This window comes from Brevibacterium sanguinis, from assembly GCF_003315415.1.
Lineage (GTDB): Bacteria > Actinomycetota > Actinomycetes > Actinomycetales > Brevibacteriaceae > Brevibacterium > Brevibacterium celere_A.
In genome coordinates this window covers 95,834-108,765 of record NZ_QNSB01000008.1, presented here as the reverse complement: position 1 = coordinate 108,765, position 12,932 = coordinate 95,834, and the positions used below count along the sequence as shown (strand labels likewise).

Annotated in this window: 11 protein-coding genes; 6 read left to right on the top strand and 5 right to left on the bottom strand. The window is 68.4% G+C overall.

Annotated elements, in window-relative coordinates; all coding sequences use genetic code 11:
• Positions 1–96 precede the first annotated feature (96 nt).
• Positions 97–1,548: a helix-turn-helix transcriptional regulator gene (locus DFO65_RS12460; protein ID WP_113904763.1), complete on the top strand. Its 1,452-nt coding sequence runs from the start codon at positions 97–99 to the stop codon at positions 1,546–1,548.
• 36 nt (positions 1,549–1,584) lie between these two features.
• Here the strand turns inward: DFO65_RS12460 and DFO65_RS12455 are convergent, their stop codons facing one another.
• Entirely contained in the window at positions 1,585–3,270 is a 1,686-nt protein-coding gene (locus tag DFO65_RS12455; RefSeq protein WP_113904762.1) for an FAD-dependent oxidoreductase, read from the bottom strand.
• Positions 3,271–3,307: 37 nt separating this feature from the next.
• Between DFO65_RS12455 and DFO65_RS12450 the strand changes: the two genes are divergently transcribed.
• The gene (locus DFO65_RS12450; protein ID WP_113904761.1) at positions 3,308–4,555 is read left to right on the top strand and encodes a site-specific DNA-methyltransferase; all 1,248 of its coding nucleotides are present in this window, start codon (positions 3,308–3,310) and stop codon (positions 4,553–4,555) included.
• Positions 4,556–4,682: 127 nt separating this feature from the next.
• On the opposite strand, the gene DFO65_RS12445 is transcribed toward DFO65_RS12450, so the two are convergent.
• Together DFO65_RS12445 and DFO65_RS12440 are read right to left on the bottom strand one after the other, a co-directional pair.
• Entirely contained in the window at positions 4,683–6,161 is a 1,479-nt protein-coding gene (locus DFO65_RS12445) for an RNA polymerase sigma factor (RefSeq protein ID WP_245940722.1), read from the bottom strand.
• 29 nt (positions 6,162–6,190) lie between these two features.
• The gene (locus tag DFO65_RS12440) at positions 6,191–6,610 is read right to left on the bottom strand and encodes a YciI family protein (protein WP_113904760.1); all 420 of its coding nucleotides are present in this window, start codon (positions 6,608–6,610) and stop codon (positions 6,191–6,193) included.
• Positions 6,611–6,830: 220 nt separating this feature from the next.
• Between DFO65_RS12440 and DFO65_RS12435 the strand changes: the two genes are divergently transcribed.
• From DFO65_RS12435 to DFO65_RS12425, 3 genes are all read left to right on the top strand, one after another.
• Positions 6,831–7,115, top strand: a complete 285-nt coding sequence (locus DFO65_RS12435; protein WP_220151312.1) for an FmdB family zinc ribbon protein — start codon at positions 6,831–6,833, stop codon at positions 7,113–7,115.
• Between the two features lie 104 nt (positions 7,116–7,219).
• Positions 7,220–8,467, top strand: coding sequence for a formamidase (fmdA, locus tag DFO65_RS12430; RefSeq protein WP_113904758.1), 1,248 nt, complete (start codon positions 7,220–7,222; stop codon positions 8,465–8,467).
• Positions 8,468–8,633: 166 nt separating this feature from the next.
• Positions 8,634–8,930 (top strand): antibiotic biosynthesis monooxygenase family protein, encoded by a 297-nt coding sequence (locus tag DFO65_RS12425; protein WP_113904757.1) that lies wholly within the window; start codon positions 8,634–8,636, stop codon positions 8,928–8,930.
• Positions 8,931–9,030: 100 nt separating this feature from the next.
• Here the strand turns inward: DFO65_RS12425 and DFO65_RS12420 are convergent, their stop codons facing one another.
• Both DFO65_RS12420 and DFO65_RS12415 read right to left on the bottom strand, forming a co-directional pair.
• Complete coding sequence (locus DFO65_RS12420; RefSeq protein ID WP_113904756.1) at positions 9,031–9,765, bottom strand: potassium channel family protein; 735 nt, start codon at positions 9,763–9,765, stop codon at positions 9,031–9,033.
• Positions 9,766–9,870: 105 nt separating this feature from the next.
• Entirely contained in the window at positions 9,871–11,124 is a 1,254-nt protein-coding gene (locus DFO65_RS12415) for a TrkH family potassium uptake protein (protein ID WP_113904807.1), read from the bottom strand.
• Between the two features lie 204 nt (positions 11,125–11,328).
• Between DFO65_RS12415 and DFO65_RS12410 the strand changes: the two genes are divergently transcribed.
• Positions 11,329–12,783 carry an APC family permease gene (locus DFO65_RS12410; RefSeq protein WP_113904755.1) on the top strand — a complete coding sequence of 485 codons (1,455 nt, stop codon included), beginning with the start codon at positions 11,329–11,331 and terminating at the stop codon, positions 12,781–12,783.
• Positions 12,784–12,932: the final 149 nt, after the last annotated feature.

The following is a 12,932-nucleotide window of genomic DNA, read 5'->3' as shown; positions in this document are numbered from 1 at the left end:
GAAAAACACCGATTCTTCTCGTTTACGGAATTTGTGACCTCTGACATACTTGTCCCATCGCCCTTCCACACGCCCCCATCCTCGGAGGAAGCCGTCATGACCCAGCAGATCGCCGATCCACTCGTCGACGAGCCCCAACCCGACAGCCTCAGCGTCGGCAGAAGAATCCGATTCTTTCGCAAACAGCGCGGTCTGACGCTCAGTGACCTGGGTGAACGCGTAGGGCGTGCGGCCTCGCAGATCTCGACGATCGAGAACGGGAAGCGAGAAACTTCCGTGTCACTGCTCACCGCCATCGCCACGTCCCTCGACGTCGATATCGCCGATCTCCTCGACCCCACCCCGGTCGACGACCGGCAGGCCCTCGAGCTCGAGGCCGAGCGCTACCAGGCCTCCCCCATGTACTCCTCGCTGGGACTGCCGCAGGTGCGCACGAAGTCCCTGCCCCACGATGCCCTCGAGGCGATCGTCGGTCTGCAGCGTCAGCTCGCCGAGGTGCTCGCCCGCAGGGCTGCGACGCCCGAGGAGGCGCGGCGGGCCAATCGCGAGCTGCGGGAGAGGATGCGGGCGAGGAACAACTACTTCCCCGAGCTCGAGGCGCAGGCCGCGGAGCTGCTCGACCTCGTCGGCTACGAGTCCGGCACGGTCTCCCAGCGCCAGACGGCGATGATCGCGGAGAAGCTCGGGTTCAGCCTCCACTACGTCTCCGACCTGCCGAAGTCGACCCGGTCGATCTCCGACACCGTCAACCGGCGCCTCTACCTGTCGAACGAGGACGCCGCCTTCGATCCGCGCTCGCACATGCTCACCGCTCTGGCCCAGCATGTCCTCGGGCAGGATTCCCCCAAGGACTTCCGCGAGTTCCTCCAGCAGCGGGTCGAGGCCAACTACCTCGCCGCCGCGGTGCTGCTGCCCGAGAGCGCGGCGGTGCCGATCCTCACCGAGGCGAAGCGGAAGCGCGAGCTGTCCGTCGAGCATCTGAGGGACGTGTTCGGGGTCGGCTACGAGATGGCAGCGCACCGGTTCACGAACCTCGCGACCGAGCACCTGGGTCTGCCCGTCCACTTCATGAAGGTCCACACCTCGGGCACGATCCACAAGGCGTACTCGAACGACGGACTGCCCTTCCCCACCGACCCGCTCGGCGCGATCGAGGGTCAGTTCGCGTGCAAACGCTTCACCTCACGCACCGTGTTCGGTGTCGCCGACCGCTTCAGCCCCTACTACCAGTACACGGACACCCCCGCCGGCTCCTACTGGTGCACGGCCAGGGTGCTGCCCGGAGGTGACTTCGCCATCAGCGTCGGGGTTCCCTTCGCCCACGTCAAGTGGTTCGAGGGCCGCGAATCCCCGATCCGCTCCCGCTCGGGCTGCCCCGATCCGGGATGCTGCCGGCAGGCCCCGGAGGAGCTGGCGGAGAAGTGGGCGAGCCAGGCTATGCCTGCGGCCCGGATGCACGCTTCCCTCCTCGCGGCGGTGCCGCCCGGGGCTCTGCCGGGCGTCGACGACACCGAGGTCTACGAGTTCCTCGAACGCCACTCGCAGTGAGGGGGCGGAACACTCCTCTGCGGGGTCGGCGTCCCGTCAGCGGTGGTGGACCCTCAGTGCCCTGTCCGCGATGTGCTCGGCCAGGGCGAGCGCCGAGGCGGCGCCCCACCTCGGGACGTTCCTCACCTCCGTCAGCCTGCCGCGAGTGGTGACGATGAGCTCGTCGCGCAGTTCGCCCGTCGCGTCGATGGCCTGGGAATGGACGCCGCGCGGTCCCGGCTTCACCGCGCCCGCCCTGATGTCGGGCACGTACCGCTGCACTCCCTCGACGAACGCCGAGGTGCTCACAACGGCTTTCGCTCCCCGCATCGCGGTCTTCGCGTTCTGCGAGGCGAACTTCCAGAACCCGCCGAAGCCGAGGGTCGACCCCAGGTCGCCGAAGTCGACGTCGCGGCGCCCGTAGGCCTCGCGTCCGAGGGACGGGTAGGTGTTCGGTCCGAGGAGCAGGCTGCCGGTGATCCCTCTGGCCAGGACGGTCCGGGTCAGCGGTGCCGAGGGGTCGGGCACGGAGCTGATGACGCCGCCCACCACCTCGGCGTCCGGTTCGGCCATGACGAAGAAGTCGCTGGTGAACGGGATGATCCGGGGTTCGGGGTCGAGTCCGGCGGTGGCGGCCAGCCGGTCGGCGTGGAGGCCTGCGGCGAGGACGACGAGATCGAAGGAGCCGGCGTCCTCGTCCGGGGTGCGCGGCTGCCGGGTGCGCTGATGTCCGGTCCCGGGCTCCGGGCGGACGTCGTCGGTGCCGTGCCCGCCATCCGGGCGCTCGCGCCCGGGACCCGGGAACTCGCTGCCGAAGTCGCCTCCTCCACCGGACATCTTCTCGCCCCACTTGTCGAGCGTCTCCTCCACCTGCTTGAACCACGACTTGTCGCCGAACCTGCTGCGCAGCTCATCCCCGAGCCCGATCACCGGGCCCGCGTCGCGACCGCGGTAGGTCCGGGGAACCTCCTGGACCTGCTCGTCGAGATCGTCAGCGGCGTCGCCGCGCCGAGGCCCGCCCGGCGCGGCCGACACGTCCTCGCTCCGAGATCCGCCCGGTTCGTGCCCGCCCCGCGATCCGTCCGTCTCTGACGCCCCGTCCGCGCCCCGACCACGACCGGACCCGGTCGGCCGGTCGTCGGTCTCGGGCCCGGCATCGCTCGCAGGCTGCACGAGTCGCGCCCGCAGACGCACCTCATCGGCCATGACATCGATGCCGGTGATCTCGGTGCCGAGGCGGATCTCTCCGCCGACGGCCCTGACGTCGGAGGCGAGGGCCTCGGCGAGGGCGGGGAAGTCGATGACCGCGGTGTGCGGCGAGTACAGGGCGAGGACACCGCGGCAGTGCGGCTCGATCTCGCGCATCCGGGTGCGGTCGAGGAGGCGCACTCCCGGAACCCCGTTCGCCTCGGCGCGGGCGAGCATCTCCTCGAGCCGGTCGGCGTCGTCGGTGTCCTGGGCGACGACGAGCTGCCCGCATTCGCGGTAGGGGATGCCGCGTTCGCTGATGTAGGGCACCAGCCGCTCCACGCCTCGGCGGGTCAGCGCCGCCGAGAGCGAGTTCGGCTCCTCCTCGAGCCCCGCGTCGACGATCCCCGAGGTGTGCCCGCTCTGGTGCGCCGCGACACCATCCTCCTTGTCGAAGACGGTGACCTGCGCGTCGGGCAACCGCTCGCTGATTTCCCGGGCCACGGCCAGGCCGACGAGCCCCGCGCCCACCACTGCCACACGTGCGATACTCATACAGCAATCTTGGCACTGATCACCGGCGAGGAGAAGGATGAGGACCACCCTGGACTGGCCCGGCAAGGCCGCGGCCTTCGCCCTCGGTCGGGAGTCGATCTCCTCCTCGCGCCCCTCCCCTCACCTCCTCCGCCGAGGTGAGCGCGCCGTCCCCGAGATCGGCGGGAACCACCTCGTCGTCGGTGACAACCTGCCCGCGCTCACCGCGCTCCTGTGCACGCACCGCGGCCGCGTCAAGGTCGTCTACATCGACCCGCCGTACAACACGGGCAGCGCGCTCGCGTACAAGGACCACGGCCACGACCATGCCAGCTGGCTGAGCTTCATGACGCCGCGGCTCATGCTCGCCCGGGAGCTCTTGCGCGACGACGGCGTCCTCTTCCTCCACCTCGACGACGGGGAGAGCGCCTGGGCGCAGCTGCTCGGCCACGAGATCTTCGGCGAGGAGAACTCGCTCGGCACCCTCATCCACCAGCGCGCCAAGGGCGGTGGGAACTCCCCGTCCTTCGTCCGCGGCCATGACTACGTCCACGTCTGGGGGAAGGACGCCGAGCAGGTGGGGCCGTTCCTCACCGAGAAGAAGGCCCCGGCGAAGCTCGAGGTCATCGACGGCAGGCGGATGCTCGTCGAGACCGACGTGCTCCGCGCGGGCTTCGGCCGTTACGTCCGCGGTCAGGAGAGGCGCCTGATGTACGAGGACATCCTCGCGGTCAAGGGCGCGAAGAAGCTCGCCGAGGTGGACGCGAAGCTGGCCTCGGGCGATTACATCCTGCGCCCGTGGTCGGGCGGGAAGCATGCCGTGGTGCGGGTGACCCCGGCCGAGAAGGCGAGTTCGAAGCTCTACTCGATCATCAAGGCCCTGGGCGGGCACAACGACCTCGACAGGCTGGGCCTGGGCGGGGTGTTCAGCTATCCCAAGCCGGTCGACCTGGTGAAGACCCTCGTGGCCTCGCAGACGTTCTTCGACCCGGATGCGATCGTCCTCGACTTCTTCGCCGGCTCCGGCACGACCGCCGAGGCGGTGATGGCGGCCAATCGGCGCGACGAGGGCAGACGGACGTTCATCCTCGTCCAGACGCCCGAACCGCTGCGCCGGCGAGTCGGGGCGCGGGTGTCCGGTGGAGCAGTGGCGGCGGGGGTCCCCGGCGGGGCTGCGGGTGCGGACGATTCGGCGGGTGCGGAATTCACGACGATCAGCGAGCTCACGGCCGAGCGCATCCGCCGTGCCGCGGACATTCTTGCTCCCGGCCTGGCCTTCGATGAGTTCGTGGTCGGCGAGGACTGAGACGACGACTCGGTCGCGCGTCCCGGCGTGGGCGTCCACCGGATCTCCCGGTCGATAAGAGTCGACATCCGCCGCGGAATTCGACCCTGAGCGACCTGGAAATCCGCGCCTGATCCGGCCGTGCCGCTCAGAGGTCCGCGTTCCGGTGCCGGAGCCACCGTGCCGTCGGCTCATGCGACGTCAGAGCGATCGCCCGCTCATAGGCCGCAGCAGCCTCGACGGTCCGCTGCTGCCGACGCAGTGCCTCGGCGAGGGTGGCCCAATACGGCTGGAAGCGGTCGGCGGCGGGATCCTCGGCCACCTCGGCGAGCAGGGAGAGTGCCTGCTCGGCACCGTCGGCGCGCAGGGTGATCGCGGCCCGTGCGACTCGCGCGCCGAGTGTGGGCGCGATGACGGTGAGGGCCCTGACCAGGACCAGGAGAGCCGACCAGTCCGTTCGCCCCGTCCGGGCCCGATCGGCATGGACGGCCTGCATCGCCGCCTCGAGCGTGAACCTGCCCGGCCTCTCGAAGGACAGGGCGCGACGCAGGTGCCGCTCACCCTCGGCGATGAGGCGCCGGTCCCAATCGGCGGGGTCCTGTTCCTCGACAGGGACGTAGTCCCCGCCCCGGGCGGGTGCGCGGGAGAGCGAGAAGGAGACGAGCGCGGCCAGGCCGTGGACCTCGGGTTCGGAATCCACGAGGGTGGTCAGCGTGCGGGCGAGGAAGAGCGCCTCGTGGCTCATCGACTCCGCCAGGTCGGTGTCCGGGCTCTCCGCCCAGGCGATCGCCAGGCAGCCGTAGACGGCTTCGAGCACGGCGGTCAGTCGGTCGGGAAGGGCTCGGTCGAGGCTCCGGTCCTGGCCCTGGTCGGGCAGGGGTCGCTGGGCGGGCAGGTCAGTCAGTGACGGGACGACGAAGGGAATCCGCGCGTCCCTGATCCGCCGTTTCGCGCGCACGAGTCGCTGGGCCATCGTCGTGGTCGGGACGGCGAACGCCCGGGCGATGTCGGCGGCCTCGAACCCGAGGACGACCTGGAGCATGAGCGGTGTCCGCACCGCCGGGTCGATGGCCGGATGCGCGCAGACGAAGAGGAGCGCCAGGCGTCGGTCCTCGATCTCGTCGGTCGCCTCGGCGAAGGCCCCCGAAGCATGCGGGGATAGGCGCTCATCCGCGGTCGTCCATGCCTCGTCGAACTCCGTTCGCGAACGGTGCGCCGAGGACTTCCACACATCGCGTTGGTGGTTGCGCGCGACAGTGAGCAGCCAGGCGGCGGGATTGTCCGGGATCCCGGTCTCGGACCATCGGTGGAGCGCGCGCTCGAATGCGGTCGCCACCGCATCCTCGGCGAGTTCGATGTCACCGGTGGCCGAGGCCAGGAGCGCGATGATCCGCGACCGCGACTCCCTGGCCGCGGTCGCGAGCACCTCGTTCACGGCCGCCGCTTCTCGGGCGCTGGTCCCTGCATCACCGTCCGCGGAGGCGGTGTCCGTGTCCGGTCCACCGTCCGCGGAGGCGGTGTCGGCGTCAGGTCCACCGTCCGCGGAGGGCGCTCGGGCCCCGGCACCATCGATCCCGGATCGGGTGGTCCCGGGTCCCACGGCACCCATGCCAGCGGACGCGCTCACTCGGCCCTCGCCTTCGGTCAAGGACAGTGTCAGCTGCTCGGCGGGGCGGACGGGCACTCGTCGGACCGCGTGCCCGAGACCCATTGTCCGTCCTCGACGTGAGTCGCGCCGGGTCGGATCTCGACGGCACCCCACTGCAGGGGCGGAGCCTGACGCGCCCACTCGATCGCGGCGTCGAGGTCGTCGACGTCGATGACGAACGTGCCGCCGAGCTGCTCCTTGGTGTCGGCGAACGGTCCGTCCTTGACCTGCACGGCACCGCCGTCCATCGTCAGGGTCGTCGTCAGCGGGGAGGGTGAGAGCACCTCGGCGGACAGGAGGACTCCTGCCTGGTGGAGGGCGGTGACGTAGGCAGACATCTGTGTCTGCGCCTCGGCGATCGCCTCCGGAGGGAGTTCGAGCTCGCCCTCCTTGGGTTCCGGGTAATGCATGAGCAGTGTGTATCGCATGATTCGTCCTGCGCTTTCTCGTTGTGGCGTTGAGCTTAGCAAGAGGCGGTGCTGCCTCCTGCGCCCAAATGACGAGCGACGGGCCGCCCGATCGACAGGTCGGGCGAAGATATCGGGGTCCACATTCCGACTGCACGGAAACCCTTGATATCTTGCCTGGTCAGGGTGTAAGAATGCACTGAGACGCATATTTCCCCTCGCCGTCCGATCAGGAGGCCCAGTGCCGACGTACACCTACCGATGCAGGACCTGCGGCACCATCGAGCAGTCATTCCCCATCACCGACAAGCCCAGCACCATCCCCTGCCCCAGCTGCCGGGCGCCGGCCACGACGGTCTTCTCGTCTCCGCACCTCGGCGCCGGTGCGAGCACTGCGCACAGGCTCATCGACGCCACCAAGAGGACCGCCGAGACCCCGGGAGTGGTCTCTCAGGTCCCCGGCTCGCGACGTGCCCCACGTCCGGTGAGCCGGGACCCGCGGCATGCCAAGCTGCCACGGGCGTGACGTGCGCCCGCCTCGATCCGCACCACCCTGATCAGCACTACGACGATCCGCGCCATCGCGGTCATCGTCGACCGCACGATCCCCCGCCAGGAAAGGAAGTTCCCATGCCAGACGTCGTGTTCCCACTCGATTCGACCAAGCCATTCACCGACCAGAAGATCATCGGGCACAACCGGTGGCACCCCGACATCCCTGCGGCAGTCCACGTGAAGCCGGGTGACTCGTTCCGGCTGGAGTGCCGAGAGTGGTTCGACGGCTTCATCAAGAACGATGACAGCGCCGATGACATCCGGGATGCCCCTGTCGACATCGTCCACGCTCTGTCGGGCCCCGTCGCCGTCGAAGGCGCCAAGCCCGGCGACCTGCTCATCGTCGACATCCTCGACGTCGGGCCCATCCCCCAGGAAGAGGGTCCCCTGGCAGGCCAGGGCTGGGGCTACACGGGGATCTTCGCGAAGAAGAACGGGGGATCGTTCCTCGTCGACCAGTTCCCCGACGCCTACAAGGCGGTCTGGGACTTCAGCGGCGGCACGGCCACGTCGCGCCACGTCCCGCACGTGTCCTTCACCGGAATCGTCCACCCGGGGCTCATGGGCACGGCCCCGAGCAAGGACATGCTCGGCAGGTGGAACACCCGTGAAGCCGCGCTCATCGCCACCGACCCGGACCGCGAACCGCCCCTCGCCCTGCCGCCCGAGCCCAACGGCGCCATCCTCGGCACGCTGACCGGTGCGGAGTTCGACCGGGTCGCCGCCGAAGGAGCCCGCACCGCTCCCCCGCGGGAGAACGGCGGCAATCAGGACATCAAGAACCTCACCAAGGGCACACGCGTCTTCTACCCGGTCTTCGTCGACGGGGCGAACTTCTCCGCCGGCGACCTCCACTTCAGCCAGGGCGATGGCGAGATCACCTTCTGCGGCGGCATCGAGATGGGCGGATACCTCGACATCCGCGTCGATGTCATCAAGGACGGAATGGCGACGTACGGAGTGTCCGAGAACGCCATCTTCCAACCCGGGAACACCGACCCCCAGTACTCGGAGTGGCTCGCCTTCTCCGGCACCTCGGTGACCCTCGACGGAGAACAGCGCTACCTCGATTCCCACCTCGCCTATCAGCGCGCATGCCTGCACGCGATCGACTACCTGACGAAGTTCGGCTACAGCCCGGAGCAGGCCTACCTGCTGCTCGGCGCCGCCCCGATCGAGGGCCGCTTCTCCGGAGTCGTCGACATCCCGAACGCCTGCGCGACGGTGTATCTGCCGACCGCGATGTTCGACTTCGACGTGACTCCCTCGGCAGACGGTCCCGTGCAGATCGATCCGGGCATGGGGGCGCCGCACTCGGCGTGAGACCGATGCTCATGAGAACCGAGTCCGCGCGGCCGAACACCTGTCCGCCTCAGGCCGAGTTCAGAATGACGTCGTAGGGTCGAATCGATCAGGGGACCGGCCGACCGGCCGGCGGCACCGGTCCCCAGGTCGCCCGCCGACCACACCGCCAGACCAAGGAGCGCACATGTCCATCGTCGCCATCAACACCCTCGCCGTCCCCGAACACGCCCGCGCCGAACTCGAGAAGCGCTTCGCCGCGCGCAAGCACTCCGTCGACGGCGCTCCCGGTTTCGAGGGCTTCCAGCTGCTCCGCCCGGTCTCCGGCGGCGACCGCTACTTCGTCTACACGCAGTGGGCCACGCGCGAGGACTTCGAGAACTGGAAGTCCAACCGCGCGTCCTCCCATGAGAGCACGGGGCAGAAGCCGGTCTCCGAAGCCGCCGATCTCCTCGAGTTCGAAGTCGTCGACCTCGGCGACTGAGACCCGACCGATCCGCCGCCGTCTCCCACCGGAGGCGACGACCGTCCCTTGGCTCGAGAGCGGCGGTGGTGCGGCCACGTCCCACCCCGGAGTCTCGGCCCTACCCGTCGGCGTCCTTGTCGAGCTCACTGAATGCCTCGACCTTCCGCGGATGCCCCGCGACGAGGATCTCGTCGTCGGCGTAGAGGACCACCTCAGGATCCGCGATGTCCCAGTGCTCGGTCCCGTTGCGCTTGAAGGCGACGATCGTCACGGCATAGGTCGTGCGCACCCCGATCGACGCCAGTGGGGCGTCGGAGATCCGCACGGGCGGAGTCGTGCGGGCGAGCACGAAGTCCTCGTCGATCGGGAGGAAGTCGGAGATGTGACCGCGGATGAGGTGAGCGAGTCGCCTGCCCATGTCGTTCTCCGGTCTCACCACGTGATCGATGCCCATCTGGTGGAGGATCTCAGCGTGGGGTTCGCTGATCGCCTTCGCCCAGATGTGCTGATTGCCCAGCTTGAGGATCCGCGAGGCGACGAGGATGCTCGCCTGCAGGTCTCCGCCGATGGCGATGACGACGCGGCTGACTTCGTCGATGCCCAGTTGCCGCAGTGCCACCTCGTCGGTGGCATCGGCGCGGGAGACATAGGTGAGCGTCTCCGCGAATTCGCCGACGACCGCCTCGGCGATGTCGATGCCGATGACATCGACTCCGTGCGATGCGAGCTCCCGTGCGAGCGATCCGCCGAATCGGCCGAGTCCGATCACGGCCACGGCTCCCTCCCGGCCCAGGGGCTTGGGGTCGCCGGCGAAGAAGGCGGCGGGACGCGCCAGCCAGGATCTCTCGTTCATTGCTGTCCTTCCGTCAGGTGCTCGTCGGGGGACGAGACCGGGTCGATGCGATGGGTCGTGTGTTCTGTCGGCACGCTGCCCCGAAGCAGTGGCACGTCGGGAGGGTTAACCGATGAGCGGTCGCTCCTTCGGCAGTTCGAAGCGCACGGGTCGTGAACGCAGGGCCAGCGCCGAGGCGACGGTGACGGGACCGAGCCGGCCGGCCGCCATCGTGAGGATGATGACGACCTGGCTCAGCGGCGGCAGATCGGCGGTGATGCCGGTGCTCAGCCCGACGGTGCCGAACGCGGAGATGACCTCGAAGAGGATGCGGTCGAACCCCAGCTCGGGGGCGTCGAGCATGATGACCATGGTCGCCGCGATGATCAGTCCGATGGCGAGGATGATCACCGTGGTCGCCTGCCGGTGAATCGAGCGGGAGATCCGGCGGCCGAGCAGGTTGACGGCCCTCCCGCCGCTGATCTCCGTCCATGCCATCGCACCGAGGACGAGCACCGTCGTGATCTTCACCCCGCCGGCGGTGCCTGCGGGACCTCCCCCGATGAACATGAGGATGTCGATTCCGAACCACGTCACCGGGTGCAGCTGCGCGATGTCGATGGAGTTGAATCCGGCGGTGCGGGTGATGGTGGATTGGAACGCGGCGGCCTGGATCTTCCCCCACCAGTCGAGGGGTCCCAGTGTGCCGGGGCTGTTCCATTCGATCGCGGCGATGAACACGGTGCCGCCGATGAGCAGCACGGGAGTGAAGACGACGACGGCGCGGGTCGTCATGCTCCAGGTCAGCGGGAGCCGGTAACGGTGCAGCAGCTCGATGAGCACCGGGTAGCCGAGCCCTCCGACGATGACGGCAGCAGCGATCGGACCGCAGATGAGGGGGTCGGTGACGTATCGCATGAGGTTGTCGCTGCGGAGCCCGAAGCCCGCATTGTTGAACGCGGAGATCGCGTGGAAGATCGCGTCCCAGGCCGCGCGGGCCGGAGTCTCGTCGTAGTGGAGGAGGAAGCGCAGGAAGAGCGCCGAGGCGACCGCGAGTTCGACCGCGAGCGTCAGGCTCACGACGCGCAGCACCATCGGCTTGATCCCTCCGATGGCTCCGCTCTTCGTCTCCGTCGCCACCGACTGCCGGAGCCGGAAGCCCACCCGGCCTGCGACGACGAGGGCGAGCAGCGTGGTGAGGAGGATGACGCCGAGACCGCCGACCTGGATGAGGGAGAGGATGACGATCTGCCCGAAGAGAGTGAAGTCGCCGCCCGTGTCGAGGACGACGAGCCCTGTCACGCTTAGCGCCGAGGTGGCGGTGAAGAGCGCGGACAGCAGCGAGATTCCGCCGGGGGCCACGGTGGCTGCAGGTGTCATGAGAAGGCCGGTCCCGATCACGAGAGCGGAGAGATATCCGGCGACCACGCGACCGATGGCATTGCGGTGAGTGCTGTGCACAGAGGAAACCTAACACTTGGAGCACGATCGGTCGCGACTGACAGGTGATTCTCAGAGTCCTGCTACTGTCCGTATGCAGCAAGAACCGCACCATCACAGCATCGGCGCTATGAAAGGCACCTCATGAGTCAGCCGCAGACAGAATCGACCGACAGGGACCACGGCTTCGTCAAGGCCCTGGGCACCGTCGACGCCCTCTTCATCGGCTTCGGAGCGATGATCGGCTTCGGCTGGGTCGTCCTCACCGGAGAATGGCTCAACGGCGCCGGCACGATGGGCGCGATCCTCGCGTTCGTCGTCGGCGGCATCATCATGTGCTTCGTCGGCACCGTGTACTCCGAACTCGTCGCCGCGATGCCGCACGCCGGCGGAGAGCACAACTACCTGATCCGCGCGATGGGACCGCGGGTCTCCCTGTTCGGGTCCTGGGCCATCACCGGCGGCTACATCAGCGTCGTCATGTTCGAGGCGGTCGCGGTGCCGAAGACCGCGCTCTACCTCTTCCCCGATCTCGAGCGCATCAAGCTGTGGACGATCGCCGAGTCAGACGTCTACCTCACGTGGGCGCTCATCGGAACGGTCACCGCGATCGTCATCGCCTGGATCAACATCCGCGGCGTCAAGATCGCCTCACTGGTTCAGACCTTCGTCGTGTCGTTCCTCATCATCGTCGCCCTCCTGCTGCTGACCGGCGGACTCATGGGCGGCGAGGCGGCGAACGCCGAGCCGCTGTTCACCGGCGGCGGTGCAGGATTCATGGCGGTCGTCGCGGTGGTCCCGTTCCTGTTCGTCGGCTTCGACGTCATCCCGCAATCGGCGGAGGAGATCAACCTCCCGGCACGCAAGATCGGCAAGCTCGTCGTCATGTCCGTGCTCATGGCGATCGTCTTCTACGTCATCATCATCGGCATGACGTCGCTGGCGATGCCCGCCGAGGAGCTCGCCAAGCATGATCTCGTCACCGCCGACGCCCTGACCGCGATGTTCAACTCCGCGTTCTGGGGCAAAATGGTCATCGCCGGCGGCCTTGCCGGAATCATCACCTCGTGGAACGCATTCCTCATGGGATCGTCTCGGCTGATGTGGGCGATGGCCGTCGCGGGCATGATCCCCGCATGGTTCGGCAAGCTGCACCCGCGCTACCGGACCCCGGTGAACTCGATCCTCTTCATCGGCGTCCTCTCCGCCATCGCCCCGTTCCTCGGCCCCGTCGCCCTGGGCTGGATCGTCGATGCCGGCTCTCCGGCGATCGTCATCGCCTACTTCCTCGTCAGCGTCGCCTTCCTCGTCCTCCGCAGGAACGAGCCGACGATGGACCGTCCGCTGCGCATCGGCGGGTCCGGCAACGGCGGGTTCGTCATCGGCGTCATCTCCGTCATCCTCACCTTCCTCCTGTTCATCCTCTACGTGCCGATCACCCCGGTGTCGGCACAGCTCGCCCCGCAGTCGTGGATCATGTTCTTCGCCTGGATGCTCGTCGGAGTCATCTTCATGTTCCTGCTGCCCAACGGCGTCAAGGCCGGCCCCAACGCCGAGAACGAGCTCCTCGCCAAAGTCCAGGCGCGCCGCAAGGGCTGACTCGGGCGGCGGGGGACGGGTGCCGGCCGAACCGGGGACGGTACGGGTCGCCCTGCCGGCCGTATGACACCGCGCTCGCCGCACGCCCTACGGTTCGGCAAAACGCCCTGTTGGCGGCTCGCCCTACAAATCGGCACACGTAACGCCCT

What these genes read in the sequence shown, in the direction of transcription:
- DFO65_RS12460 (WP_113904763.1), top strand. Translation starts at nt 97, where the DNA reads ATGACCCAGCAGATCGCCGATCCACTCGTCGACGAGCCCCAACCCGAC.
- DFO65_RS12455 (WP_113904762.1), bottom strand. Translation starts at nt 3,270, where the DNA reads ATGAGTATCGCACGTGTGGCAGTGGTGGGCGCGGGGCTCGTCGGCCTG.
- DFO65_RS12450 (WP_113904761.1), top strand. Translation starts at nt 3,308, where the DNA reads ATGAGGACCACCCTGGACTGGCCCGGCAAGGCCGCGGCCTTCGCCCTC.
- DFO65_RS12440 (WP_113904760.1), bottom strand. Translation starts at nt 6,610, where the DNA reads ATGCGATACACACTGCTCATGCATTACCCGGAACCCAAGGAGGGCGAG.
- fmdA (WP_113904758.1), top strand. Translation starts at nt 7,220, where the DNA reads ATGCCAGACGTCGTGTTCCCACTCGATTCGACCAAGCCATTCACCGAC.
- DFO65_RS12425 (WP_113904757.1), top strand. Translation starts at nt 8,634, where the DNA reads ATGTCCATCGTCGCCATCAACACCCTCGCCGTCCCCGAACACGCCCGC.
- DFO65_RS12420 (WP_113904756.1), bottom strand. Translation starts at nt 9,765, where the DNA reads ATGAACGAGAGATCCTGGCTGGCGCGTCCCGCCGCCTTCTTCGCCGGC.
- DFO65_RS12415 (WP_113904807.1), bottom strand. Translation starts at nt 11,124, where the DNA reads ATGACACCTGCAGCCACCGTGGCCCCCGGCGGAATCTCGCTGCTGTCC.
- DFO65_RS12410 (WP_113904755.1), top strand. Translation starts at nt 11,329, where the DNA reads ATGAGTCAGCCGCAGACAGAATCGACCGACAGGGACCACGGCTTCGTC.